The sequence below is a fragment of the Nocardia sp. NPDC050793 genome, from assembly GCF_040654065.1.
Taxonomy (GTDB): Bacteria; Actinomycetota; Actinomycetes; order Mycobacteriales; family Mycobacteriaceae; genus Nocardia.
On record NZ_JBFAHG010000008.1, the window covers coordinates 262,543 to 283,788 of the forward strand.

20 protein-coding genes are annotated in these 21,246 nt (G+C 66.0%); 7 read left to right on the plus strand and 13 right to left on the minus strand.

Annotated features, from left to right (window positions below; translation table 11 throughout):
• Positions 1 to 15 precede the first annotated feature (15 nt).
• Genes AB0H50_RS26370 through pcaD form a run of 6 tightly spaced genes read left to right on the plus strand, consistent with a single transcriptional unit; the run spans position 16 to position 5,039 of the window.
• A complete protein-coding gene (locus AB0H50_RS26370; protein WP_357457434.1) occupies positions 16 to 1,137 on the plus strand; it encodes a muconate/chloromuconate family cycloisomerase in 1,122 nt (373 codons plus the stop codon).
• A gap of 14 nt (positions 1,138 to 1,151) precedes the next feature.
• Positions 1,152 to 1,478, plus strand: coding sequence for a muconolactone Delta-isomerase (gene catC / locus AB0H50_RS26375; protein ID WP_357457436.1), 327 nt, complete (start codon positions 1,152 to 1,154; stop codon positions 1,476 to 1,478).
• A 33-nt stretch (positions 1,479 to 1,511) separates the two neighbouring features.
• Positions 1,512 to 2,297, plus strand: coding sequence for a CoA-transferase (locus tag AB0H50_RS26380; RefSeq protein ID WP_357457438.1), 786 nt, complete (start codon positions 1,512 to 1,514; stop codon positions 2,295 to 2,297).
• Positions 2,294 to 3,076 carry a CoA-transferase subunit beta gene (locus AB0H50_RS26385; RefSeq protein WP_357457439.1) on the plus strand — a complete coding sequence of 261 codons (783 nt, stop codon included), beginning with the start codon at positions 2,294 to 2,296 and terminating at the stop codon, positions 3,074 to 3,076. The genes AB0H50_RS26380 and AB0H50_RS26385 overlap by 4 nt, the downstream gene beginning before the upstream one ends.
• Positions 3,073 to 4,251 (plus strand): thiolase family protein, encoded by a 1,179-nt coding sequence (locus AB0H50_RS26390; protein ID WP_357457441.1) that lies wholly within the window; start codon positions 3,073 to 3,075, stop codon positions 4,249 to 4,251. The genes AB0H50_RS26385 and AB0H50_RS26390 overlap by 4 nt, the downstream gene beginning before the upstream one ends.
• Positions 4,251 to 5,039 carry a 3-oxoadipate enol-lactonase gene (pcaD, locus tag AB0H50_RS26395; RefSeq protein WP_357457443.1) on the plus strand — a complete coding sequence of 263 codons (789 nt, stop codon included), beginning with the start codon at positions 4,251 to 4,253 and terminating at the stop codon, positions 5,037 to 5,039. Before AB0H50_RS26390 ends, pcaD begins: the two co-directional genes overlap by 1 nt.
• Positions 5,040 to 5,234: 195 nt before the next feature.
• On the opposite strand, the gene AB0H50_RS26400 is transcribed toward pcaD, so the two are convergent.
• The 9 genes from AB0H50_RS26400 to AB0H50_RS26440 form a co-directional block, all read right to left on the minus strand.
• A complete protein-coding gene (locus AB0H50_RS26400; RefSeq protein ID WP_357457445.1) occupies positions 5,235 to 6,467 on the minus strand; it encodes an MFS transporter in 1,233 nt (410 codons plus the stop codon).
• An 82-nt stretch (positions 6,468 to 6,549) separates the two neighbouring features.
• The gene (locus tag AB0H50_RS26405) at positions 6,550 to 8,022 is read right to left on the minus strand and encodes an aminotransferase class V-fold PLP-dependent enzyme (protein ID WP_357457447.1); all 1,473 of its coding nucleotides are present in this window, start codon (positions 8,020 to 8,022) and stop codon (positions 6,550 to 6,552) included.
• 239 nt (positions 8,023 to 8,261) lie between these two features.
• Positions 8,262 to 8,543, minus strand: coding sequence for a hypothetical protein (locus AB0H50_RS26410; protein WP_357457449.1), 282 nt, complete (start codon positions 8,541 to 8,543; stop codon positions 8,262 to 8,264).
• A 314-nt stretch (positions 8,544 to 8,857) separates the two neighbouring features.
• A complete protein-coding gene (locus AB0H50_RS26415) occupies positions 8,858 to 9,871 on the minus strand; it encodes a threonine/serine dehydratase (protein WP_357457451.1) in 1,014 nt (337 codons plus the stop codon).
• Entirely contained in the window at positions 9,871 to 10,368 is a 498-nt protein-coding gene (locus AB0H50_RS26420) for a RidA family protein (protein WP_357457453.1), read from the minus strand. The genes AB0H50_RS26415 and AB0H50_RS26420 overlap by 1 nt, the downstream gene beginning before the upstream one ends.
• 184 nt (positions 10,369 to 10,552) lie before the next feature.
• Complete coding sequence (locus AB0H50_RS26425) at positions 10,553 to 10,855, minus strand: metalloregulator ArsR/SmtB family transcription factor (protein ID WP_357457455.1); 303 nt, start codon at positions 10,853 to 10,855, stop codon at positions 10,553 to 10,555.
• A gap of 88 nt (positions 10,856 to 10,943) precedes the next feature.
• Positions 10,944 to 13,718 carry a hypothetical protein gene (locus AB0H50_RS26430; RefSeq protein WP_357457457.1) on the minus strand — a complete coding sequence of 925 codons (2,775 nt, stop codon included), beginning with the start codon at positions 13,716 to 13,718 and terminating at the stop codon, positions 10,944 to 10,946.
• A gap of 4 nt (positions 13,719 to 13,722) precedes the next feature.
• Positions 13,723 to 14,990, minus strand: a protein-coding gene (locus AB0H50_RS26435) for an IS3 family transposase (RefSeq protein ID WP_357457459.1) whose coding sequence is annotated in 2 segments (ribosomal slippage) — positions 13,723 to 14,717 and positions 14,717 to 14,990 — 1,269 coding nt in all. Because the reading frame shifts where the segments join, the coding sequence is not laid out codon by codon here.
• A gap of 324 nt (positions 14,991 to 15,314) precedes the next feature.
• Positions 15,315 to 16,367: a nuclear transport factor 2 family protein gene (locus AB0H50_RS26440; RefSeq protein ID WP_357457461.1), complete on the minus strand. Its 1,053-nt coding sequence runs from the start codon at positions 16,365 to 16,367 to the stop codon at positions 15,315 to 15,317.
• A gap of 102 nt (positions 16,368 to 16,469) precedes the next feature.
• Here AB0H50_RS26440 and AB0H50_RS26445 point away from each other — a divergent pair, with 102 nt between their 5' ends.
• Entirely contained in the window at positions 16,470 to 17,444 is a 975-nt protein-coding gene (locus AB0H50_RS26445; protein ID WP_357457463.1) for a helix-turn-helix domain-containing protein, read from the plus strand.
• 268 nt (positions 17,445 to 17,712) lie between these two features.
• Here AB0H50_RS26445 and AB0H50_RS26450 read toward each other — a convergent pair whose 3' ends face one another.
• From AB0H50_RS26450 to AB0H50_RS26465, 4 genes are all read right to left on the minus strand, one after another.
• Positions 17,713 to 18,714 (minus strand): carbon-nitrogen hydrolase family protein, encoded by a 1,002-nt coding sequence (locus AB0H50_RS26450; RefSeq protein WP_357457465.1) that lies wholly within the window; start codon positions 18,712 to 18,714, stop codon positions 17,713 to 17,715.
• Between the two features lie 119 nt (positions 18,715 to 18,833).
• A complete protein-coding gene (locus tag AB0H50_RS26455) occupies positions 18,834 to 19,778 on the minus strand; it encodes a helix-turn-helix domain-containing protein (RefSeq protein WP_357457467.1) in 945 nt (314 codons plus the stop codon).
• Between the two features lie 16 nt (positions 19,779 to 19,794).
• On the minus strand, positions 19,795 to 20,592 hold the full coding sequence (locus tag AB0H50_RS26460) for a methyltransferase domain-containing protein (protein ID WP_357457469.1): 798 nt from the start codon (positions 20,590 to 20,592) through the stop codon (positions 19,795 to 19,797).
• A gap of 46 nt (positions 20,593 to 20,638) precedes the next feature.
• Complete coding sequence (locus AB0H50_RS26465; protein WP_357457471.1) at positions 20,639 to 21,112, minus strand: hypothetical protein; 474 nt, start codon at positions 21,110 to 21,112, stop codon at positions 20,639 to 20,641.
• Positions 21,113 to 21,246 lie beyond the last annotated feature (134 nt).

Genomic DNA, 21,246 nt, shown 5'->3' on the forward strand with positions numbered 1-21,246 from the left:
CCTGAAAGGCGCGCGTTGAACGAGCTGACTATCGAGTCCTTGCAGACCACAATCCTCGACATCCCGCTGGTGCGTCCGCACAAGTTCGCCACTACCTCCATGGATCGGCAGCCGCTGCTGCTGGTCGCGATCCGCACTACAGGCGGTGTGGTCGGCTACGGCGAGGGTGTCGTGCCCGGCGGTCCGTGGTGGGGCGGCGAGTCGGTCGAGACGATGAAGGCCATCATCGATGGATACATCGCGCCGGTGATCGTGGGCCGACGTGTCGATGAGATCACCGGCATCATGCTCGACATCGAAAGAGTCGTCGCGAGAGCGGACTTCGCCAAGGCCGCCGTCGATGTGGCGTTGCACGACGCGTGGGCGCGCAGTCTGGGCGTGCCCGTGCACACGCTGTTGGGTGGAGCGTTCCGGGACAGCGTCGAGGTGACGTGGGCGCTCGGCGCAGCGCCAGTGGATGAGATCGTCGCGGAAGCCGAGCAGAAGCTGGCGCAGCGGCTGCATTTCAGCTTCAAACTCAAGATGGGCGCTCTCGATCCGGCCGAGGACACCGAACGCGTGGCCGCCATCGCTCAAGCGCTCCGCGGCAAGGCCGGTGTCCGGGTCGACATCAACGCCCGCTGGGATCGGCTCACCGCGCTGCGCTACCTTCCGCGCCTGGCCGAAGCTGGTGTGGAACTGATCGAACAGCCGACGCCCGGTGAGCAACTTGAGGTGCTCGCCGAGCTCCGACAGATACTGCCGGTGCCGATCATGGCCGACGAGAGCGTGTGCTCGCCGTATGATGCATTCGAGGTCGCACGGAGGCGGGCGGCCGATGTCATCGCGGTGAAGACGACCAAATGCGGTGGGCTGGCCCGCAGCCGCGTGATCGTCGCTGTTGCGCAGGCCGCAGGGATCGCCTGCCACGGAGCAACCTCCATCGAGGGTCCGATCGGGACCGCGGCTTCGATCCATTTCGCCTGTGCCCAGCCAGGTATCAATGTCGGCTCCGAGTTGTTCGGGCCGCTGTTGTTCGCCGAGCAGCTGCTCATCGAACCGCTGCGCTACGCCGACGGGCGAGTCGCACTACCGCAAGGTCCCGGACTGGGTGTGGAACTCGACCTCGACGCCGTACGGATGTTCACCAGGAACTGACAGGAGTACCCGACATGGCCCTCTTCCACGTGCGGATGGACGTGCGAATTCCGCACGATCTCGATCCCGACCAGCGCGCGCAGATCGTGGCCCGCGAGAAGGACTACAGCCAACGACTCCAGCGATCCGGCAAGTGGCGCCATATCTGGCGCATCGTCGGGCAGTACAGCAACATCAGCGTGTTCGACGTCGACTCGGCCGACGAGTTACATGAAATCCTATGGAATCTACCACTTTTCGCGTACATGGAGATCGACATCCTGCCGCTGACCCGGCACGGCTCTGATATCCGGGCGCAGACCGAGCACACGGGCGTGAGCGCCGGACCTGCAGGTGCGTGAAATATGGCCACCTTGATGCCACTGTCACAGGCAGTGGACGAACTCGTTCACGACGGCGACGTCGTAGCGCTGGAGGGGTTCACGCATCTCATTCCAGTGGCGGCCGGGCACGAGATCATCCGCCGACGCAAACGCGATCTGACGCTCGTTCGAATGACGCCCGATATCGTCTATGACCAGCTCATCGGCGCAGGATGCGCCCGCAAACTGGTCTTCTCCTGGGGCGGCAACCCAGGCGTCGGTTCGCTGCACCGTTTCCGTGACGCGGTGCAGAACTCCTGGCCTGTAGCGCTGGAGATCGAAGAGCACTCCCACGCGGGCATGGCCAACCGGTACGTCGCCGGCGCGTCGGGACTTCCGTTCGCAGTGCTGCGCGGGTACGTCGGCACCGATCTGCCTTCGGTGACCGACACGATCAAGCCGATCACCTGCCCGTTCACCGGCGAGCGACTCACCGCCGTTCCGGCGATCAATCCGGATGTCGCGATCATCCATGCGCAGCGGGCAGACCGGCGCGGAAACGTCCAATTGTGGGGACTACTCGGCGTGCAGAAGGAAGCGGTGCTGGCCGCCCGGCGCAGCATCGTGACTGTCGAAGAAACCGTCGAGGCCCTCACACCGGTGCCCGGCGCCATCGTGCTCCCCGCGTGGTCGGTCACCGCGGTGGCCGAGGTCCCCGGGGGAGCACATCCGTCCTACGCACAGGGCTATTCCGAACGAGACAACGACTCCTACGCCGCTTGGGACGCCATCAGCCGCGATCGGGCCGTCTTCACCGACTGGCTCGACCAACACATCTTCACGGAAAGCAAACCATGACCACCCCAGCAGCCACGGACACCCGACCTGCGGCCACCTACACCTCCGACGAAATGATGACCGTCGCCGCTGCACGAGTCCTGCAGGACGGCAAACGCTGCTTCGTCGGGATCGGGTTACCATCCACCGCCGCCAATCTCGCCCGCACCACCCACGCTCGCGATCTGGTGCTGATATACGAATCCGGGACGCTGGGCTCGAAACCCACGCGCTTGCCCGCCTCGATCGGTGACGGCATCCTCGCCGAAACCGCCGATGCGGTGATCACCGTCCCGGAGGTATTCAACTATTGGCTCCAGCCCGGTCGCATCGACATCGGCTTCCTCGGCGCCGCGCAACTGGACAAATACGGCAACATCAACACGACCGTCATCGGTGGCGACTATCACCACCCCGCGGTTCGCCTGCCCGGCGCCGGCGGTGCCCCTGAGATCGCGGCCGCCTGCGGCGAAGTGTTCGTCGTGGTACGGCAATCGAGGCGCTCATTCGTCGACACCATCGACTTCATCACCTCCTTCGGCCACGGACGCGGACGCGGTGAACGCGCCGCACTCGGCCTGCGCGGCGCGGGACCCACCCTGGTGATCACCGACCTGGGCATCATGCGACCCGACGACACCGGCGAACTGATCCTCACTGCGCTGCACCCGGGCGTGACCGTCGAACAGGTCCGTGATGCGACCGGCTGGGATCTCCAGACCGCCTCCGACCTGGCCCGCATCGAACCGCCCAGCGAAGAAGAGCTTTCCGCCCTCCGTTCACTGAAAGCCGCGCGATGACTGCCGCATTCCTGTACGACGGCGTCCGCACCCCGTTCGGCCGCTACGGTGGCGCCCTGGCCGGTGTGCGTCCCGACGACCTCGCCGCACATGTCCTTTATGAACTGGTCGAGCGCACAGAACTCGATCCAGCGGACGTCGACGAGGTCATCCTCGGCGACGCCAACCAGGCAGGCGAAGACAACCGCAACGTCGCACGCATGGCCGCGCTGCTGGCGGACTTCCCCACCTCGGTGCCCGCCACCACCGTGAATCGACTCTGCGGATCAGGCTTGGACGCTGCGCTTTCCGCATCACGGCTGATCGAAACCGGTGACGCGGCAGTCGTTGTCGCAGGCGGCGTCGAATCGATGAGCCGCGCCCCCTGGGTGCTGCCCAAGCCGGCCAAGGGCTATCCCGCCACCGACGCAGCCCTGTACTCGACCACTCTCGGCTGGCGAATGGTCAACCCCGCGATGCCCGAGCAGTGGACCGTTTCGCTCGGCGAAGGCACTGAGATTCTCGCCGACGTGTTCGGCATCGCCCGCGAAGAGCAAGACGAATACGCCACCCGAAGTCATCAACTCGCCGCCGAAGCATGGCGCAACGGCTTTTACGCAGACCACGTCATCCCGCTCCCTGGAACCGACCTGATGCGCGATGAACCATTGCGGCCCGACACCACGGTCGACAAACTCGCCGGGCTGCGGCCGGCATTCCGCGCAAATGGCACCGTCACTGCGGGAAACGCCTCGCCGCTCACCGACGGCGCCTGTGCACTTCTACTCGGCGCTGAAGCTGCTGCCGACCGTGTCGGCCGTGCACCGCTGGCTCGCATCGCAGGTCGCGGCTCGGCTGGAGTCGACCCGCACATCTTCGGCATCGGCCCGGTGCGTGCCGCCGAGATCGCGCTCAGCCGCGCGGGTATCGGCTGGGGTGAGGTGGGCGTCGTCGAGCTCAACGAGGCATTCGCCGCGCAATCGCTGGCCTGCCTGGCCAGTTGGCCGGAGTTGGACCCGGACATCGTCAACGTCAACGGCGGCGCGATCGCGCTCGGACATCCCCTCGGCGCGTCAGGCGCACGCGTCGTCAATCAACTCGCCCGAGAAATGCGTCGCCGCGGCGTTCGCTGGGGCCTGGCCACGCTGTGCGTCGGCGTCGGGCAAGGGTTGGCCGTCGTCTTGGAGGCTGCCTAATGAACACCGTCCCCGTCCACGTTCTCGATGAAGGACCCGCCGACGGTCCGGCCATGGTCCTGAGTGGATCGTTGGGCAGTGACCTCCGCATGTGGGATCCACAGGTCCCCGCGTTGCTTCGGGCAGGATTCCGGGTGGTGCGCTACGACCACCGCGGTCACGGTAGCTCACCGGTGCCGACCGGTCCCTACTCGCTGGCAGACCTCGGCGGGGATGTACTCGCCATGCTCAACCGCGTCGGTGTCCGGCAAGCGCATTTCGTCGGTCTCTCCCTCGGCGGCATGGTCGGCATGTGGCTCGCACAGCACGCTGCCGAACGCCTCCGAACACTCACACTGTGCTGTACATCGGTAGATCTCGGTCAGACCGGCAGCTACGGATCGAGAGCCCGGTTGGTCCGCGCCGAGGGCACCGCTGGAGTCGCAGCCGGCGTGGTACAGCGCTGGTTCACGCCCCAGTGGCATAACACCCATCCCGACCACATCGATTTTTACGAAAACATGGTCGCTGCGACCCCGGCCGAGGGCTACGCCGCTTGTTGCGAAGCCATCGAGACCATGGACATCGCCACCGGCCTATCCGCGATCGACGTACCGGTGCTGGTTGTGGCCGGCGAGAACGACCAAGCGACACCGCCTGCGCACGGGTCCCGCATCGCCGACGCGGTCGGACACGGGCGTCTGCATGTGGTTCGACCGGCGGCCCACCTCGCCAACGTCGAACAGAGCGAAGCACTTACCGCACTGATCATTCGGCACGCCAGCATGCAGTCGGCCGAGACACCGTAGTCGACATCCCGCTGCGCCGGGCCTGGCGGTCATCTCACCGGAGTTCATCGACCGTGCGGCCCGGCGCAGCCTGTGCCCGCCACGGAATCGGGGCCGATAGCGCTGGGCGCTCATGCTGCTCCCCCTCGAACACGGCCACACCACCTGGCCACCACGACATGCTGCTATCCGGAAAGGGTCATTTTCCTGACGATTTCAGGATGCCGGGGCAGTCGCAGGGCGTGTCCGGCTCGCCATCCGCCGGGCGAACACCGCCCACAGCGCCGACCCCAGAACCGTTGCGGCGAAACCTATTCCACACACCATTGCCCACCCGCCGGACTGGTATGCGGCTCCCGCGGTGACCGAACCAGCGACGCCGCCAAGAAAATAGGTCACCATGTAGGCCGTTGTGAGCCTGCTACGGGAAGCCGGATCGAGTGCGTAGATCGCGCCTTGATTGGTCAACTGGGCGCCCTGGATCCCGAAGTCGAACACCAGCAACGCGACGATCAAGGCCGCCACATGGTGGCCTCCCCACCACAGCAGCGCCCAGCTGCACAGCAACGTCGTCCAGGTGAACGTCGTCATCGCATGCAGGCGTCCCCGATCGGCCAGCCGCCCCACGACCGGCGCACCGAGAGCACCGGCGACTCCGGCAAGGCCGAACAATCCGATGGCGAACTCGGGGTAGTGGTACGGACTCGAATGAGCGCCGGCGAGTAGGAACGCGATCGCGGTCCAAACACCCGAAAAGCAAGCCATGATGAGGAACCCGAGAGCCATGCGGTGGCGCAGCACCGGATGAACCCGGATCAGGGCGACGATAGAGGCGAGAACCTCCGGGTAGCGCTCCCCCGTCGCGGCTCGTCCGGTGCTCGGCGCGAGGACATAGACGCTGACCGACATCGCCAGCTGGATGCCCGCCGCGGTGCACAGCACCGCACGCCAACCACCGAGCTGCGCGACTGCCCCAGCCAGCACGCGGGACAGCAGAATTCCCAGCAGCAGACCGCTCATCACCGTGCCGACGATCTCACTGCGCCGGTCCGGATCGGCGAGAGCCGACACCCACGGCACGACGACCTGCGTGGCCGACGCGGTCACGCCGGTGACGAAGGCGCCGAGCAGCAGCATGACGAAGTTCGGTGCGGTCGCCGAAACAGCGAGAGCCGCAACCGAAGCCGCCAATAGCGCCGGGACCAAGCGGCGCCGCTCCAGGAAGTCTCCCAGCGGCACCACGAGCGCGAGCCCGCAGAGGTAACCGACCTGCGCCGCACTCACCACCAGGCAGGCGGTCGCCGTCGAGACGTGCAATTCCCGCGCGATCTCGTCCAGCAATGGCTGCAGGTAATAAAGGCAGGCCGCGGAAGACCCCGCAGTAATCGCGAAGACAAGGACGACCAGGCGAGTCGATTTCGCAGCGGCCGTGGCAGTGCTGTTCATCATGTCCCCATGTCTGTGGCTCGGCGGCCTCGCACTGCCCTGCGCGGCCACAGTGGTCGCGCGGGAGTGCGGGCGGCGATCGCTGCTAGCTACGGGATTGGTGCTTGAACAAGGCGTTGACTGCGCCGCGCGCCTTGTCGAGCACGGCGACTACCTGGTCGATGTCATGCGGCTGGGTGCGATAGCTCGTGACGCAGAGCCGCAGGGCAGGGCGCCCGCCGAGGTCGAGCGAGGCGATCCAGCCTTGCCCGCTGCGCACCACATGTTCGGCGACGGCAGTATGCCAGCGCCTACTGTGCTCGACGCCTGTCTCGTCCGCTTCCGGGTCGATGACGCACACGACCGGAAGCGGGGTGTGATTGATCTGCCACCACCCGGTCTCGGCCAGTCGATGGGCGAGCAGCTCGCCCAGTTCGACGTCGCGTTCCACCTGGGCCGCGAACCCGGCCTCGCCCACCGCGGCCATGGCCAGGAAGACCTTCAGTCCAGCGAAGCGGCGCGACCACTGCACGCTGGTGGTGTAGGGATCCGCGACCCCCTCCGTGTCGGGCATGAATGTCGTGCTCACGTGAAAGGTCTCGGCCAAGGCACCGTGGTGCCGGGTGAAGAAAATTCCCGCGCCCATCGGTGCCGACAGCCATTTGTGCGCGTCCACCGTGACGCTGTCCGCCGTTGCCACCCCGGCCAGCAGCGGCCGCAGCCGGTCGGATAGGGCCACCGCACCGGCCCATGCCGCGTCGACGTGGAAGTGCAGGCCCCATTCCTGGGCTAGGCGGGCCAGTTCCGGGAGCGGATCGATGATCCCGCCCCCGGTCGTTCCGGCGGTGCCGATCAGCAGAAACGGTGTGCGTCCCGCGGCCAGGTCCTTGTTGTACAACTCGCGCAATCGGACCGGATCGAGCTGGTGCCGGTCGTCGACCGGCACCAGCCGCACAGCTTCGCGACCGAGCCCGGTCAGATGTGCGATCTTCAACCACGCCAGATGGCTCTCGGCCGAGGTGTAGAACACCGGCCAGCCGGGCACCCCGGCAAGGCCGTATTCGGTGAAACGGGCGAAGCGTCGGGTCAGCGCGACCAGGACGGCGGTCAGGTTCGCCTCCGCCCCGCCGACGGTGAAACTGGCTTCCGAGGCGCTCGGCAGTCCGAGGCGCTCGGCGAGGAAACGCAGGACATGCCGTTCGATCTCGACCGCCGCAGGAGCATGACTGTACGCGGCCAGCTGTGGGTTGACGCCCGCGGCGAGCAGTTCGCCCGCCACTCCCCACCAGGTGGGCGTCGGGTTGAACAAGCCGAAATATCGCGGATGGGTGGTGTGCACGCCCCACCGCCGCAACGTATCCATCACCTCGGGCAGCGTTTCCTCGGCCGGGCGCGGTGCGCGAAAGTCATAGTCCGCCAGCCACTCCCGGATATCGTCGCGATAGGGCTCGACGGGAGCGACCGGACTATCCGGCACTTCCTCGGCATGTCGAAGCACGAGATCGGTAGCCAGGGCGAGTAGCCGAGCGGCCTCGTCGGCAGCCAGTTCCAGTGGTCCGGGATTCACGATCTTCGCCACAGATCCAGCATCGCGAAGTCGACCAGGCTCCCGGAAGCCGCGATATCGCCACATTTCACCGAATTCAGGCCAAGCCGAACACACATCCGCACAACCGATTTCATGCTGGAAGGTTCCGCCCGCCGACCGGATCCGGCGCCGGTTCGGTCACTTTCCGCCGATCACCCATCGCGCCGTGCAGGACGTATCGTCGGCCACAGATAACCAGCGGCCTTCGGAGGCCGCCGCATCACCCCAAATCAGCCCACTGCCCCATCAGGCAGCCTGGGGACGCGCGGGTAGGCAGGTACCTCGCCTGCGGTACCTGGTGCGGGGATGACATGCAGTGCGGCGGCGAACAGCTCGGACTCGGTAGACCCGATACCGACTTGTTCGGGGCCGGTCGGGGTGAGCAAGAACGAGAACCCGGGCCAAGTGAGTATCGCCGTGGTTTCCGCGTCGGCGACCCAGTCCCGGCCGTTCCAGTTGAGCCAGCGCTCACCGATCGGATTGGTGTTTCGGCTGTAGACGGTCCAGGTCATAGGAGAAGCATCACCGCCGAGACGAGGACGTGCAACTGAGCATCGCCGAACCGGTCAGCGCGGCACCGCCCGAATGCATCCAGGATGCCCACCTGAACACCTCGTTCCAGCCGTCGGCAGGATTGTCGCTGGCCCAGTCTGCTACCTTCCCGGCGTAGTTGCCGCACCCTTGACCGGCGAGCACGAGCACGCCCAGCAGAACTCGGTGGGTTCTTCGAGCGGCTCGTCCTCGTCGCTTACACGGCGGTAGGCGAACGCGTACCCGAGCCTTGCCGGCCCGGGTATCGCTCCCTGCAGTGACGCTGATGGGTTCATCAGGCTGGTGAGGTAAACGCTGTTGTGTCGGGAATTGTGGGTGTCGTATTGGCTCCACTGATGACGACAGCGATACGTTCACCGGGACCGAACGGGTAGGCGCCGCTGATCAGGGCTGCGATCCCGACCGCTGCGGCAGGTTCCACAGTCAGCCGAGTGGCGTGCCAGAGAGTGTGCTGCGCGGTTCGGATGGCTTGGTCGTCGACAAGTACGACGTCGCTGACGTACGACTGGGTGATCGGGAAGACGAGGTCGCCGATGCGTTTCGGTGCCAGCGCGTCTGCGGCGATGCTTCCGGTGGGGGCGTCGGTCGGCGCGCCGTGGGCTCGAGCGGTGGCGAGGGTGGGAGCGTCGGTGGGTTCGACTCCGATCACGCGCGCGGAACCGGCGAAGGCGGCGGCGATCCCACCGATCAGCCCACCGCCACCGACGGGTACCAGCACGGTGTCCACATCGGGGACCTGGTCGGCCAACTCGAGGCCGATGCTGCCTTGCCCGAGCAAGGTCTCGCGCTGGTCGAACGCGTGAACGTGCAATGCTCTGGAGCGAGTCATCCAGTCCTGGGCGGCGGCCAAGGCGTCGGCGTAGCGGTCACCACCGACGACGAGGCTCGCGCCGAGAGAGCGGATCTTCTCGATCTTGGCGGGTGCGGAGATCGTGGGGACGTAGATTCGGGCAGGCACCCCGAGTTCGTGTGCGGCGTAGGCGACGGCCACACCGTGGTTGCCGCCGGACGCCGCGACCACGCCGGCATCGGGTAGGTCGCGGAGCAGAAGGTTCGCGAACGCACCACGTACTTTGAACGAGCCCGCGCGTTGCAACTGTTCCAGTTTGAGCACCAACCGTGGCGGCGCCGCTTTCCCGCTCGGGAGGGCAAGGTCGCGCAGGTCGACCTCCACGACGGGGGTACGCCGCACGTACGGTTCGATCATGTGGAACGTTCGCCGGATCTCCTCGGGGGTGATCAGGCTCGCACTCTCGGGTGGCGGAGTGTCGCGCGCGATAATGGTCATTACTGCGACATCCCGGGCTCGACAGTGGTTGCCAGTGTGGCGATGGCTTCGATCTCGACCGGGGTCCCTAAAGGGAGCGCGGCTGCACCCACGGCTGCGCGGGCATGCGATCCGGCCGGCCCGAGTACCTCACTGAGTAGTTGAGAGGCACCGTCGGCGACCTGTGGCTGCTGAGTGAAGGCGGGATCGGACGCGACGAACACCGTGATCTTGACCAGCTGAGCCACGGCGTCCAGTGAGCCCGCCGCGGCACGTAGCTGCGCAAGCACGTTCATCGCGCAGGCGCGGGCGGCGTCCTGTCCGGTGGCCAGATCCACCTCGGCGCCGAGGCGGCCGGTCGCGACGAGTCGGCCGTCGCGAGTAGCGATCTGGCCAGAGACGTACACGGTGGCACCAGCGCGGGCATAGGGCTGGAACGCCGCAACCGGTTCGGGTGGGGCCGGTAGCGTCAGACCGAGCCGGGCGAGCCGTTCTTCGGCCGTCGCGGATGCGCTCATGTGAGCCTCCTATAGCTTGTTTTTCTACATCGGGGGCACGGTGAGCAGAGTCGGGTCGACGAGTTCCAATCGCGGGCGGTAGCTCATCGGCAAGACGGTGCCACCGTCACTCCCGGCAAGTTCTTCAGCCTTCTCGGTCGCGGCGAACGCCCCACAGCTGCCCCATCAGTTCCGGTACCGCGGTTCACCAATCACCGCCCAGCAACCCCTTCGCCTCGGCGATGCGCTCTTCATCCCGCTGGTAGAACACCCACTGCTTGATCTTCTTGCCACGGATCAGCCCAGCGCGACTGAGCACTTTCAGGTGCTCACCACACGTCGGCTGGCTCACCGCGAGCTTTTCGGCGATGAACAACGAGCACACACCGTCCCGCAGCAGGTCGCCGTCGCGCTGCGGAGGGAAGTGCGCCTGCGGGTCACGCAACCACTCCAGTACCAGCAGCCGCTTCTCATTGGCGAGCGCCTTGAGCAGGTCCGCGTCCAACATGTAGACATTATGCAAATTAACTAATCGCCTGTCTACCGGTTCACGAACCGATCACTCCGGGAGCCAACCGCCCGACCCCGGCACGAACTCATGAAGTCAGTCGGTCCAGGGACGTCTCGGGAGGCCTAACCGTCTTGGCGGGCATGAGGGCGTCCCACTCGCCCCAGCCGACAGGCAAGGTGTCGCGGACGTCGTCGATCGTCTTTCGGGTTTCGGAGCGGATAATCGGTTCTGGTTCTGGCTCGATCGTCGAGTCATCGGCGAAATCGTCGCCTCCGTTCCCGTCAGCTGCGGTTGCGTCTTCTGGAACAAGCGGCGCGACAACCGACCGGCCGACTGACTCGTGGTGTGCAGGAAAGTCGCCGGTAGAGATGGGGAAATCACCTGGACGCGATGCTGTTGTCGTGTTTTGGATCTCGCGATCGCATGCTTGCCATTCCTCGTCGGATTCGCCGTTGGGAGCCGGGTACTGCGAACTCGCCTCCTGGTCGGCCAGCCGCTGCGCCAAACCTTCCAGGTATTTGTCGATCGACGACGAAGGCCCAGGTGGTGGTCTCACGTCGCCTTCGTCGGTCGCGGGTCCGCTCCTGATGCTGGGAGTGCCGCCGATAGCGGGTTTGCCTGCGGGGCCCGCCTCCGGCTCGGCCGAAGATGATTCAGCATGCCGCCCAGGTCGTTCCGGCCGGAGCTCCCCGAGCTGGACATTCGCGTCCAGGTGTTCTCGCGGCGTACCGGTTTGCGGAGAAACCAGGCTGGCCCCAGCTGAATCGTCGAGCAACGGCACCAGCGAGTTCTCCAGGTCGCGCACCTGATCGGTGACCAGTGAAACTTCCTGATCGCGTTCGGTCAGCACTTCCGCCAAGGCGGCGGTCTGCTCAGGCGTGAATCGCAGCTGGTTCGGTGTCTTCGGCTGTTCCGGTGCTGCGGATTCCGTGTTTTGCTGCCGCGTATTCGCCACGGCGTCGGCTCCCAGGCGGGCGGGCTGTTCCGGCCGGGGATACGCGGAGGCCGTGGAGCGGCCCCCGGTCGTGGCTGGCTGCTGGGTGTAGCGGCTGTGCCGGGCATCGTCATCGGGCGACCCCACAGCGCGCCACGGGGTCGGCGCGGTCTCGGTCGACCGGTCGTCGGAGGGGGCGGCTGCCGCGGGTACGGATTCGGTTTCGCGAGTGGTTTCGGTGTCAGCCGGTTGGGCGTCCGGGAGTCCGCGCTCGTTCCCGAACGGCAAGCCGGGTTCCCGGTGCGGGGGGAGCAGGAGCAGCATCGCTGCCAGGACGAAGCCGTCCAACTGGTCATCGCCGAACCGGTGATGGGAGGCCCGCCCGAACACATCCTTAGGGTCTTTGTCCGGGTAGAGCTCAATGCGGTCTTCGAGGTTCCCGTTCTCGTCGGTCGCGCGGCGGCGGACGAGAGCGTACTGCAGCGCCATCAGCCCCGGTATCACTAGCTCCATCCGATGCCCGAGCTCATGAGCCATGATCTCCCGCGACCAGCTGTCGAACGCCCAGTAATAGGGGCTGTCGGACCCGAGCACGGCCACGATCAGATCCCGCCGGCCCGCGCCACCCGCCACGAAGTGGGCGCGGCCACTGATGGCCGCCTCCGGCCCGCTTTTAGTGTTGTTGAGCACCAGCAAACCGCGGGCGGCCGCGGCGCGGACCCAGTCAGTGGGGAATAACTGCTCGGCCGCACGTAGATCCTCCTTCGTGGACTGCGTCCCCTCCGCCACTCCCTCATGCACCGCCGCGGCGGCCTCCGCGCCTTGCTCATACCCACCGAACGGCCGCACCTCGGCAAGCGCCCGGAGGATGACCTCGCGCTCGGCACGGGCGAGCAAGCGCGCGGCCTCGTAGTAGCTCTCGGTGAACTGCAGTGTTGCCTGGAGTTCATTGCGGCGCCGCAGGACCGTGGCGTCACTGTTGAACGCCTGATGGATGTCGTTCAAGATCGCCGCACCCGTCCGGAGGACCACGTCGAGGCAGGCCTCGAGTTCGGGAGGCGGCAGGCGATTGCCTTTGTCGTCGAAGCGGTAGTTCGGCTTGCGGAGCTCGGGTGCCATCTGCTGCCAGTCGCGGTCGGCGGGCGGGTCGCGGTGGAGCTCGTCCAGGCTTGCGAGCGCGCCGCTGAGCCGATCACGCACACGGAGGTATTTCTCGAAGCCCTCGAGTTCGCCCCGCGCGGCCTCCAGTTTGCGGCGCACGCGTTCCACGCTGTCCGCGACACGGGGAAACGTGAGACTCTGTTCCTGCTTGCGCTTGAGTTCTTCTTCCAGCTCGTAGACGCCCGCCTTGAGATCGCGATGGGTGACGCCTAGGTCGGCGCGCTCTGCAGCTTTGTACCGCGCGAAATCAGGCTCGGCGTGCAGCGCTGCCAAGCGGCGCTCCTGATACGCGATGAACTCTTCGGTGAGATAGCTCTCTCGCGCCAGGGATGTCTCGGGAGGCCGAACCGTTGTCATGAGCTCGTCCCATCCCCTCCAGTCGACAGGCAAGGCGGCGCGGACGCGACGGATCATGGCGAGGGTGGCGGAGCTGAAGATCCGTTTGGGTCCCGACTCGACCGTCGCATCATCGGCGACATGGTCGAGCTGGTCATCGCGACGCTCGGTTCTCGGCTCATCGCCACGTCCAGGAGCTGCGCCGGGAATCGGCTCGGGATCAGACCAACGGGAGCTGGCCGGTCTGTGCCGCTCCTCGCCGAAGTTGCCGCTGTACACGGCACTCGGTGACAGCTCGCCACTTCCTGTCGACGTGGTGCCGAATTCCTCTGGTTCGCTGGGAGGTTCGGCGACGACGGTGGGCCGGCCACCCATCGCATCGATGGGCTTCGAGAACGTGACATGAATCGCCCCGGCTTTCGTGCACACCCGGTTATCTGTCTCCAGCCGGTTGCTCGGCGCAGGTCGAATAGTAGTCGGCTTCGTACTCGACCGGTGGTCGGCGGCCGAGCCGGTGCATCAGCCGGGAGTGATTGAACCAGCTGACCCACTCGTGGGTGAGTAGCTCGACATCTGCCAGTCGGTTCAGAGGACCGCGCCGAAACGGCGAATCGTCGCGGACCGCTTCGGTCTTGTAGAGCCCGATCGTGGTCTCGGCGAGGGCATTGTCGAAGGCGTCCCCAACTGAGCCTATCGAAGGTCGAAGTCCCGAAAGCATCAGTGTCTCACCGAATTTCACCGACGTATATTGCGAGCCCGCATCCGAATGATGAATCGTGGACCCGGTCCACGCCCGCCCTTGACGCGCCCGCAACGCGGCGGCTTGCCGGATGGCCGATTCCACGAACGCGGTCTGTTTGCTGGTCGAGCATTCCCAGCCCACGATCCGGCCCGCGTAGGCGTCGACGACGAACGCGGTGTAGACGAAACCTCCGCTCGCCAGCCGAACATAGGTGAAATCGGCGACGACCAGCAGATTCGGGGCCGGAACCCGGAAATTCCGGTCCACCAGATCCGTCGCCCGCGGCCCGGTCGGATCGGCCTCGGTAGCGCGAACCGCCCTGCGCCGCACCACACCTCGCCACCCGTTGATGCGCATCAGCCGCTCTACCGTGCACCGGGCCACCGGAATGCCTTCGCGTTGCAGGTGGCCCCACATCTTTTCCGCGCCGTAGAGCGATTCGGGTTTGCGGCGGCCGTTGGCGTCGGGCTCGTAGTAGCCGGCCAGCATTTCGGTGATCGCGGTGTCCCACAGCGCCCGTTTCGACGGCGGGCGATTCAGCCAGGCATAGAAGGTTCTCGGGGCAATCTTGACGCCGTGCGCGGTCAGCACACGGCAGATCGGAGCGACCCCGAACCGAGCCCGATGCTCGATGATGAACGCACAAATTATCGGTGTCGCGGGTCGCTCTCCCGCACGAAGAAACTCGTTGCGGCCTTGAGGATTTCGATCGTCTGCTCAAGTTCGGCGTTCTTACGCTTCAACTCGCGGATCTCCCGCGCCGCATCCGCCGAGACACCCTCGGTCTCACCTGCGTCGACCGCGGCCTGGCGCACCCACTTCCGCAGGGTCTCCGCGGTCATTCCCAACCGAGCCGAGACCGCCTTGATCGCGGCCCACTCACTGTCGTAGTCGTCGCGGTGATCGACGACCAGCCGCACAGCCTTGGCCCTGGTCGCTTCGTCGTACTTCGATGGCATGGTCTGCCCATCCTTCCCAAGAAAGAAGGTGAGCACCAAACCCGGGGCGATTCACGAATTTGACGAAACGTGGCCAACACCGGCCGACTCACCGGCTCAGGTCGCGTGGAGCACCCTGATCCATTGCCGCCTACTGGCGATCGGCCGTGCACTTTCACGACCCGCTCGGGAGTTACACCCTGACAGCGCCGGCGAGCGTGCGTTGCGAGCGGTACTGGTCGTTGCACTGGCCCATCACCGACCTGACTTCCCCTGCCGTAGCAGTGGACTGATCCCGAGCCGGCCGAACCGGCTCGGGATCAGGTTGTGTTCCGCTAGCCTCGGTCAGGCTTGGAAGAAGGGATCGTCGACGACGTACAGCCAGCGGCCGTCCGGCTGCCGGCGGACAACTTCCGTTGTCGTCGTCGTGAGCACCTCCCCACCCGGAGCCAGTCCGGTCGCCGTGGCGGAGCTGGATAGGACGGCCACGTCCCCGACGGTGTGAATCTTCCGCAATGCCAAGGAGATACGCGCACCGCCTTCGATGTAGCCGCGGAGGCTGTCGCGGATCGCCTCGGTACCGTAGACGACTACACCCGGAGCCGGTACGAACGTCGCTTCCGGTTCATACAGCGACACCAAGCCCTCCAGATCGCCCGCGGCAAGGTTCTTCATGAACAACGGACCCAGTTCTTCCGGAGTACCGGCCACGCCCTCGGTTCGGGCGGCGGCGGGCTGATCTCCCCACCCGTTCTGCAGCAGCAGATCATGCCAGTACGGCATCGCCCCGACCGGCAGGTGCCTGCGCAGCAGCTCACCCGGGAAGCTCATCGGGGTGGCCTTACCCGGCTTTCCGATGGTCTGGGCCACGATCGCATCGGTCAATGCGTAGCCGATATCGGCTCGCGGGAGCACGGCATGCACACGCTCCACCAGATCGGCGGGCAGCAGCTCGCGGTCGAGCCCGATCACGTCGGCGCCGGTACCGGCGTGGGTCAATGCGATCTCCGGGCGTTTGCGACCCGCGATCCCCACAGAGGTGTGCAAAGCGACCGCGTCCCACACCGTTTCGATCCGGCTTTCCTCCACCCCCTGCTCGAGCAGGAACGCCGCGGCCATATCGGCTCCGTCGACCTCGAATCGCTGATCACCATTACCTGGTTCGCTCAAACCGAGGTCGTGCAGGACGCAGCCGAGGAACAGCAACTCCTCGTCGTAGTCCGCGGCCGCCACCAGCCCCCGCCGCTCGGCCAGCACCCGCGCGTACACGAAGGCACGCACGCTGTGGTGGAACACGACAGCGGATTCGGCCTGTTCGGCGAACCGAAACGCCGCTACCGCCAACGCGGTCTCGGGCAACTGGAAGTCGGTGTAGAAGTCGGGCAGGTCATCAGCCACAGCGGCGCTCCTCGATCGTTTGATTGCTCCGGCTTCGATCCTGCGACCTGCGGCACTGCCCGAACCAGTGGCGATAATGCCGATATGCGCTAAATTGTGGCCATGCACATTGTCGCGGTTCTCGCACTCGACAACGTGGTCGGCTTCGAACTCGCCATCCCAGGCCAGGTCTTCGGCACCGCCAACAGAGCCACTGGCACTCACTACGAGATCCGAATCACCGCCCCCGGCCGCAGCGTGACCACCGACGCCGGCCTCGGCGACTTGCAACTGCACACCCCATGGGACCTCGACAGCCTGACCGACGCCGACACGATCATCATCCCCGGCAGCGCCGACTTCCGTGCCGGACCGCCCGATGACCCCGTGCTCGACACACTCCGCACCGCCGCCGCGCGCGGAGCCCGACTGGGGTCGGTCTGCATCGGCGCGTTCACCCTCGCCGCCACCGGCCTGCTCGACGGCATGCGCGCCACCACCCACTGGCAACACGCCACCGAACTAGCCCACCGCTACCCACGCATCGAGGTCGACCCCACAGTCCTGTTCATCGACAACGGCCTCCTGCTCACCTCCGCCGGCGTCGCCGCCGGACTCGACCTCTGCCTGCACCTACTCCGGCGAGATCTCGGCGCCGCCCGCGCCGCCGCCACAGCCCGCCGCCTGGTCATGGCCCCGCAACGCGACGGCGGCCAAGCACAATTCATCGAATACCCCGACCCCAGCGACCACGACACTATCCTGCAAGACACCCTGGACTGGATGGAAACCAACCTCCACCACCCCTTGACCCTGCACGACATCGCCCGCCACACCCGAACCAGCATCCGCAGCCTCAACCGGCACTTCCGCGCCCAAATCGGCACCACACCACTGCAGTGGCTACTCCGCGCCCGCACCAACCGGGCCCAACAGCTACTGGAAACCACCACCCTGTCCATCGACCGCATCGCCGAACAAACCGGCTTCGGAGCCGCGAACACACTGCGCTACCACTTCACCCGCTTCATCGGCATCTCACCACAGGCCTACCGCACCATGTTCCACACCACCCACCCCACAACGGCGTCATCCTAGCCGCGCACGTCGCCGGGCGGACAGCTGCAGACCCGCGCGTACCAGAGAGAGGCGACCACACCGATCAGGATTCAGGATGAAATCACCCACCTGCGCCAACCCACTCGCGGCCCGGTACCAGCGGCAAAGCACGGCCATAGTCACCTGCCGTATCGACGCTGCGAACCGAGCCGCGAGGGACGGATCAGTGCCGTTGCCAGTCCTGACACAGACCCGTCGGCCGGACCAGCTGCACGGATGTCGCTGACTCCATCGATCCGCCTGGCCCTCAGGCCGGCATCGGCGTTGGCGCGAACTCCTCGTCTGTCGGCTGCTCGTCCCGCGGGACCTCGATCACCTTCGGTGTGGGGTTGCGGTTGAACAGCAGCCGCAGCACGTCCGGGCGCGAGTAGTGGCCTACCGGGTCGGCGGCTGACTTGGCGATCGCGATGAGGTCGGAGTGCAGATCGGCGTAGAGGATGCCTTCCTCTGTCTCGGCCAACGGCTGCGCCAGCTGCGTGCCTTCGGGGCCGATGATGCGGGAGTGCCCGCCGCCCGGCCACAGTAATTGACGCTTGAGGTCAGTGTCGCAAAACAACTCGAGCGCGGCATCCCCGACGACCCCGCACGGGGCGACGACGAAAGTCTGTCCCTCCACCGCGTACATCACGCTGGCGGCGGTATTCACCTCCGGTCCCAGCGCCTGTGCGACACCGCGGTACAGCGAGAAGCTGGGCCAGCTTGCGACGTGGATCTCCTCGCCTTGGCTGTACATCGCGTACTTGGTCAGCGGCTGCAAGTGCTCCCAGCAATTCAACGCTCCGATCCGCCCCAGCGTGGTGTCGTAGACCGTCAGGTCGCTGCCGTCGCCCTCGCCGAAGACCGAGCGCTCCACGTGGGTCGGCTTGAGTTTGCGTCGCACCGCGATCAGCTCGCCGGTATTGGAGATGATCGCCTGGGCCATATAGAGACTGCCGCCGGCCCGCTCGCTGAATCCGAAGACGACGTGCACGGAGTGCGCGGCGGCGGCCTGTCGGATCCGGTCCATCTCCGCGCCGTCGCGGGTCATCGAGTTGGCCGCGTACCGGGGAACAAACTGCATGCCGGCGGCGGGGGAATCGAGCCAGATCCATGCCGGGTAGCCGGGAATGAAGGTTTCGCCGAACGTCACCAACTCGGCGCCACCGGCTGCTGCCTCGGCGATGAGTGAAGTCATCTGGTCCACCCCGGCGGCCAGGTCCAGCCAGGCGGGTTCGGCTTGCACTGCGGCAACGCGTACGGTCTGTTGCATTTCGGTCTCCTCTATCCTTATCGGGGCTCGGTGAGTTCAGAGGATGCCCGGTGAATGTCGGTCACGGCTGACCAGTCATGCCGCGGTTACTGACGCGGTGTGCCGAGATTCTGTCCGGTTCACAGTGCTTCCCGATAGCCACCTGGCGTCTGCCCGGTGACGTCCCGGAACGCGCGATGGAACCCGGACTCGCTCTCGAAACCGCACGCAGCAGCGAGCGATCCGATCGGCCTGCCCGGATCGTGCGCCAGCATCGCCTTTGCGCGCTCGATCCGGATTCGGCGCAGTTGGGCGGCGATGCCATCCCCGCCGACGATGCGGTACAGCGAACGACGCGATACGTTGCATGCCCGCGCGATGACGGTGGCATCGAGCCGCGAATCAGCGAAGTTGCGGTGCAGAAAGTCCATGACGCGCTGGCGCTCGACGGCGTTTGCCGCGTACGGCCCCGGTTCGGTGCCGGCGGCGAATGACGCAGCCGCCACGATCAGCCCTATGGCATGCGGGACGAGCACCGCCGACTGCGCACCCGCTACGGTGGCTACCTCACGCAACGAGGTGAAGAAGGCCGAAACGACCGCACCTGGAGTACCGCCGCCGAGAGTGCGCGCAGTCAGCTGCCGGGTGTCACGCAGCAGCAATTCCCGCTTCGGCACCTGGACTACGAGCTGATGGAACATGTCGTCGAAGTGCAGGGAGTATGGGCGAACGCTGTCGTAGAACGCCATGTCTCCGGCTGTCAGGACGGCGGTCCGTCCGTCCTGCTCCACGCGTCCGCGACCGTCGAGCTGGATACTCGCCAGCAGATACTCCTCGCTGTCGCGACCGATCAGGCTGCGGGTGCGCCAGACATGCTGGCTGGTGGCCCTCACCGTCGACAACTCGATGTCACCGACGGGCACGTGCACGATCTTCCCGGTGAATCCGCCGTCGCCCACCGGTTCCGCAGCCAATCGGACGAACGTCGCGCAGATCACCTCCCGCCAGTAGGGGAAAGCATCTCCCACGGGCAACCCGCGAGTGCTGAATTCGGCATAGCTACGCCGGTCCAAGATAACGGACATTTCCAGGCGTAGGACACTAGCGGCGTACGTTGTCGGGTGCGGGCAGCTTCAGACGTTTTCGCGCGTACCCGAGATAAGTGACCACCGGCCGGCCATCAGGATTCAGGACGAAATCGACCATCGCCGCGATCTGTTCGTCGGTGATCGCACCGCGGCGGAGGGCGCGGACTCCGTTCAGAAGACCAAGCGCGTTCTTGGGTTTGAAGTCGCAGACGTCTTCATTGTGGAGTCCATATCGCTCCAGAACCTCGGCAAGCTCGTCCGGCCTGCGCAGCCGATCGGCCGCGTACCGCCCGCGAGGCATGATCCGGGTCATCGGAATCCTTTGGAACATACCGAGATAGACCAAGCGGGACAACAGTGTGCGATTGACGGTGTCATAGAAGAGCACACCCCCCGTTGCCAGTGCACCGGCGGCGTGCTCGATGACACGCTCCAGGTCCGAGGTGATCTCGAACGTATCGGCGTAGTACGCGACATCGAAGCTGCCCTCCACCGCACCAAGGTCCTCGGCCGGTGCGGTCCGGTACACGATGGCCAGACCGTCGCGCTCGGCAGCAGCGCGCGCCATCGTGGTCGCGCTGCCGGACGGGTCGACGGCCGTCACATCGAAGCCCTGCCGCGCCAGACCGCTCGGCAGGATCCCGCGCCCACCGCCGACCACCAACACCTTTCTCGAGACAGCGTCGATGCCAAGCCTTTTCATCGTGTCGATGACGTACCCCAGCCGGACCTTCTGAAAGGTTGCGGCTCTGACCTGTCGACCGTCGATCGCCTGCGGCGACGCCGAATCCAGCTGGATGCGCGGACTCATCGTTCCTCCTGCCAATGCCGCTGGTCGTTCTGGTCAACACGCCGCTTCAGCTGGTCACCCGCGCTGGCTGATCGGTCGCGATTCCACGCAGAGCCAGGTGGGCAAGGATCATCGACGGCACGAAGAAGGTCCATTGCGCCAGGACCAGAATGTCGTCGAGCCCACGGAACGCGACGTTGACAACGATGAACGTGGCGATCATCGCCCACAACAACCACAGGGTGACCAGGACCAGCACCCGCGCCGTCCGGTACTGGCCGCCACGCACCAGGCGAGCGGCCCAGCCAGGAGCCAATCCCATCAGCAGGAACACCCAGCCGACGAAGTGATACATGGCCACCGCCATCAGAACAGGCTGCCCCTCCGAGCCGGACTCCACACTGTTCGGTATCTCCGACGCGTCCTCGACCAGCGGATCGACGTACCAGAAATACCCGGCAGCCTCGTGCACGACCGCGACGATCACCATAAGGATCGCGGCCGCGAACAGCAGCCGGACAGTCGCCTTCTCCGATCGCATGATGTCAGTCCTGTCCCTTCGATGTGACAGCCGGCACCGCCACGGTAGCTCCGTCCAGCCGGACCCGATCAGCGGCGGACCACCGCGAAAGTGCCCAGATCCCCTGCACTCCCGCGGCACCGAGCAGACTCACC

What these genes read in the sequence shown, in the direction of transcription:
- catC (WP_357457436.1), top strand. Translation starts at nt 1,152, where the DNA reads ATGGCCCTCTTCCACGTGCGGATGGACGTGCGAATTCCGCACGATCTC.
- AB0H50_RS26385 (WP_357457439.1), top strand. Translation starts at nt 2,294, where the DNA reads ATGACCACCCCAGCAGCCACGGACACCCGACCTGCGGCCACCTACACC.
- AB0H50_RS26390 (WP_357457441.1), top strand. Translation starts at nt 3,073, where the DNA reads ATGACTGCCGCATTCCTGTACGACGGCGTCCGCACCCCGTTCGGCCGC.
- pcaD (WP_357457443.1), top strand. Translation starts at nt 4,251, where the DNA reads ATGAACACCGTCCCCGTCCACGTTCTCGATGAAGGACCCGCCGACGGT.
- AB0H50_RS26400 (WP_357457445.1), bottom strand. Translation starts at nt 6,467, where the DNA reads ATGATGAACAGCACTGCCACGGCCGCTGCGAAATCGACTCGCCTGGTC.
- AB0H50_RS26410 (WP_357457449.1), bottom strand. Translation starts at nt 8,543, where the DNA reads ATGACCTGGACCGTCTACAGCCGAAACACCAATCCGATCGGTGAGCGC.
- AB0H50_RS26415 (WP_357457451.1), bottom strand. Translation starts at nt 9,871, where the DNA reads ATGACCATTATCGCGCGCGACACTCCGCCACCCGAGAGTGCGAGCCTG.
- AB0H50_RS26420 (WP_357457453.1), bottom strand. Translation starts at nt 10,368, where the DNA reads ATGAGCGCATCCGCGACGGCCGAAGAACGGCTCGCCCGGCTCGGTCTG.
- AB0H50_RS26425 (WP_357457455.1), bottom strand. Translation starts at nt 10,855, where the DNA reads ATGTTGGACGCGGACCTGCTCAAGGCGCTCGCCAATGAGAAGCGGCTG.
- AB0H50_RS26445 (WP_357457463.1), top strand. Translation starts at nt 16,470, where the DNA reads ATGCACATTGTCGCGGTTCTCGCACTCGACAACGTGGTCGGCTTCGAA.
- AB0H50_RS26450 (WP_357457465.1), bottom strand. Translation starts at nt 18,714, where the DNA reads ATGCAACAGACCGTACGCGTTGCCGCAGTGCAAGCCGAACCCGCCTGG.
- AB0H50_RS26455 (WP_357457467.1), bottom strand. Translation starts at nt 19,778, where the DNA reads ATGTCCGTTATCTTGGACCGGCGTAGCTATGCCGAATTCAGCACTCGC.
- AB0H50_RS26460 (WP_357457469.1), bottom strand. Translation starts at nt 20,592, where the DNA reads ATGAGTCCGCGCATCCAGCTGGATTCGGCGTCGCCGCAGGCGATCGAC.
- AB0H50_RS26465 (WP_357457471.1), bottom strand. Translation starts at nt 21,112, where the DNA reads ATGCGATCGGAGAAGGCGACTGTCCGGCTGCTGTTCGCGGCCGCGATC.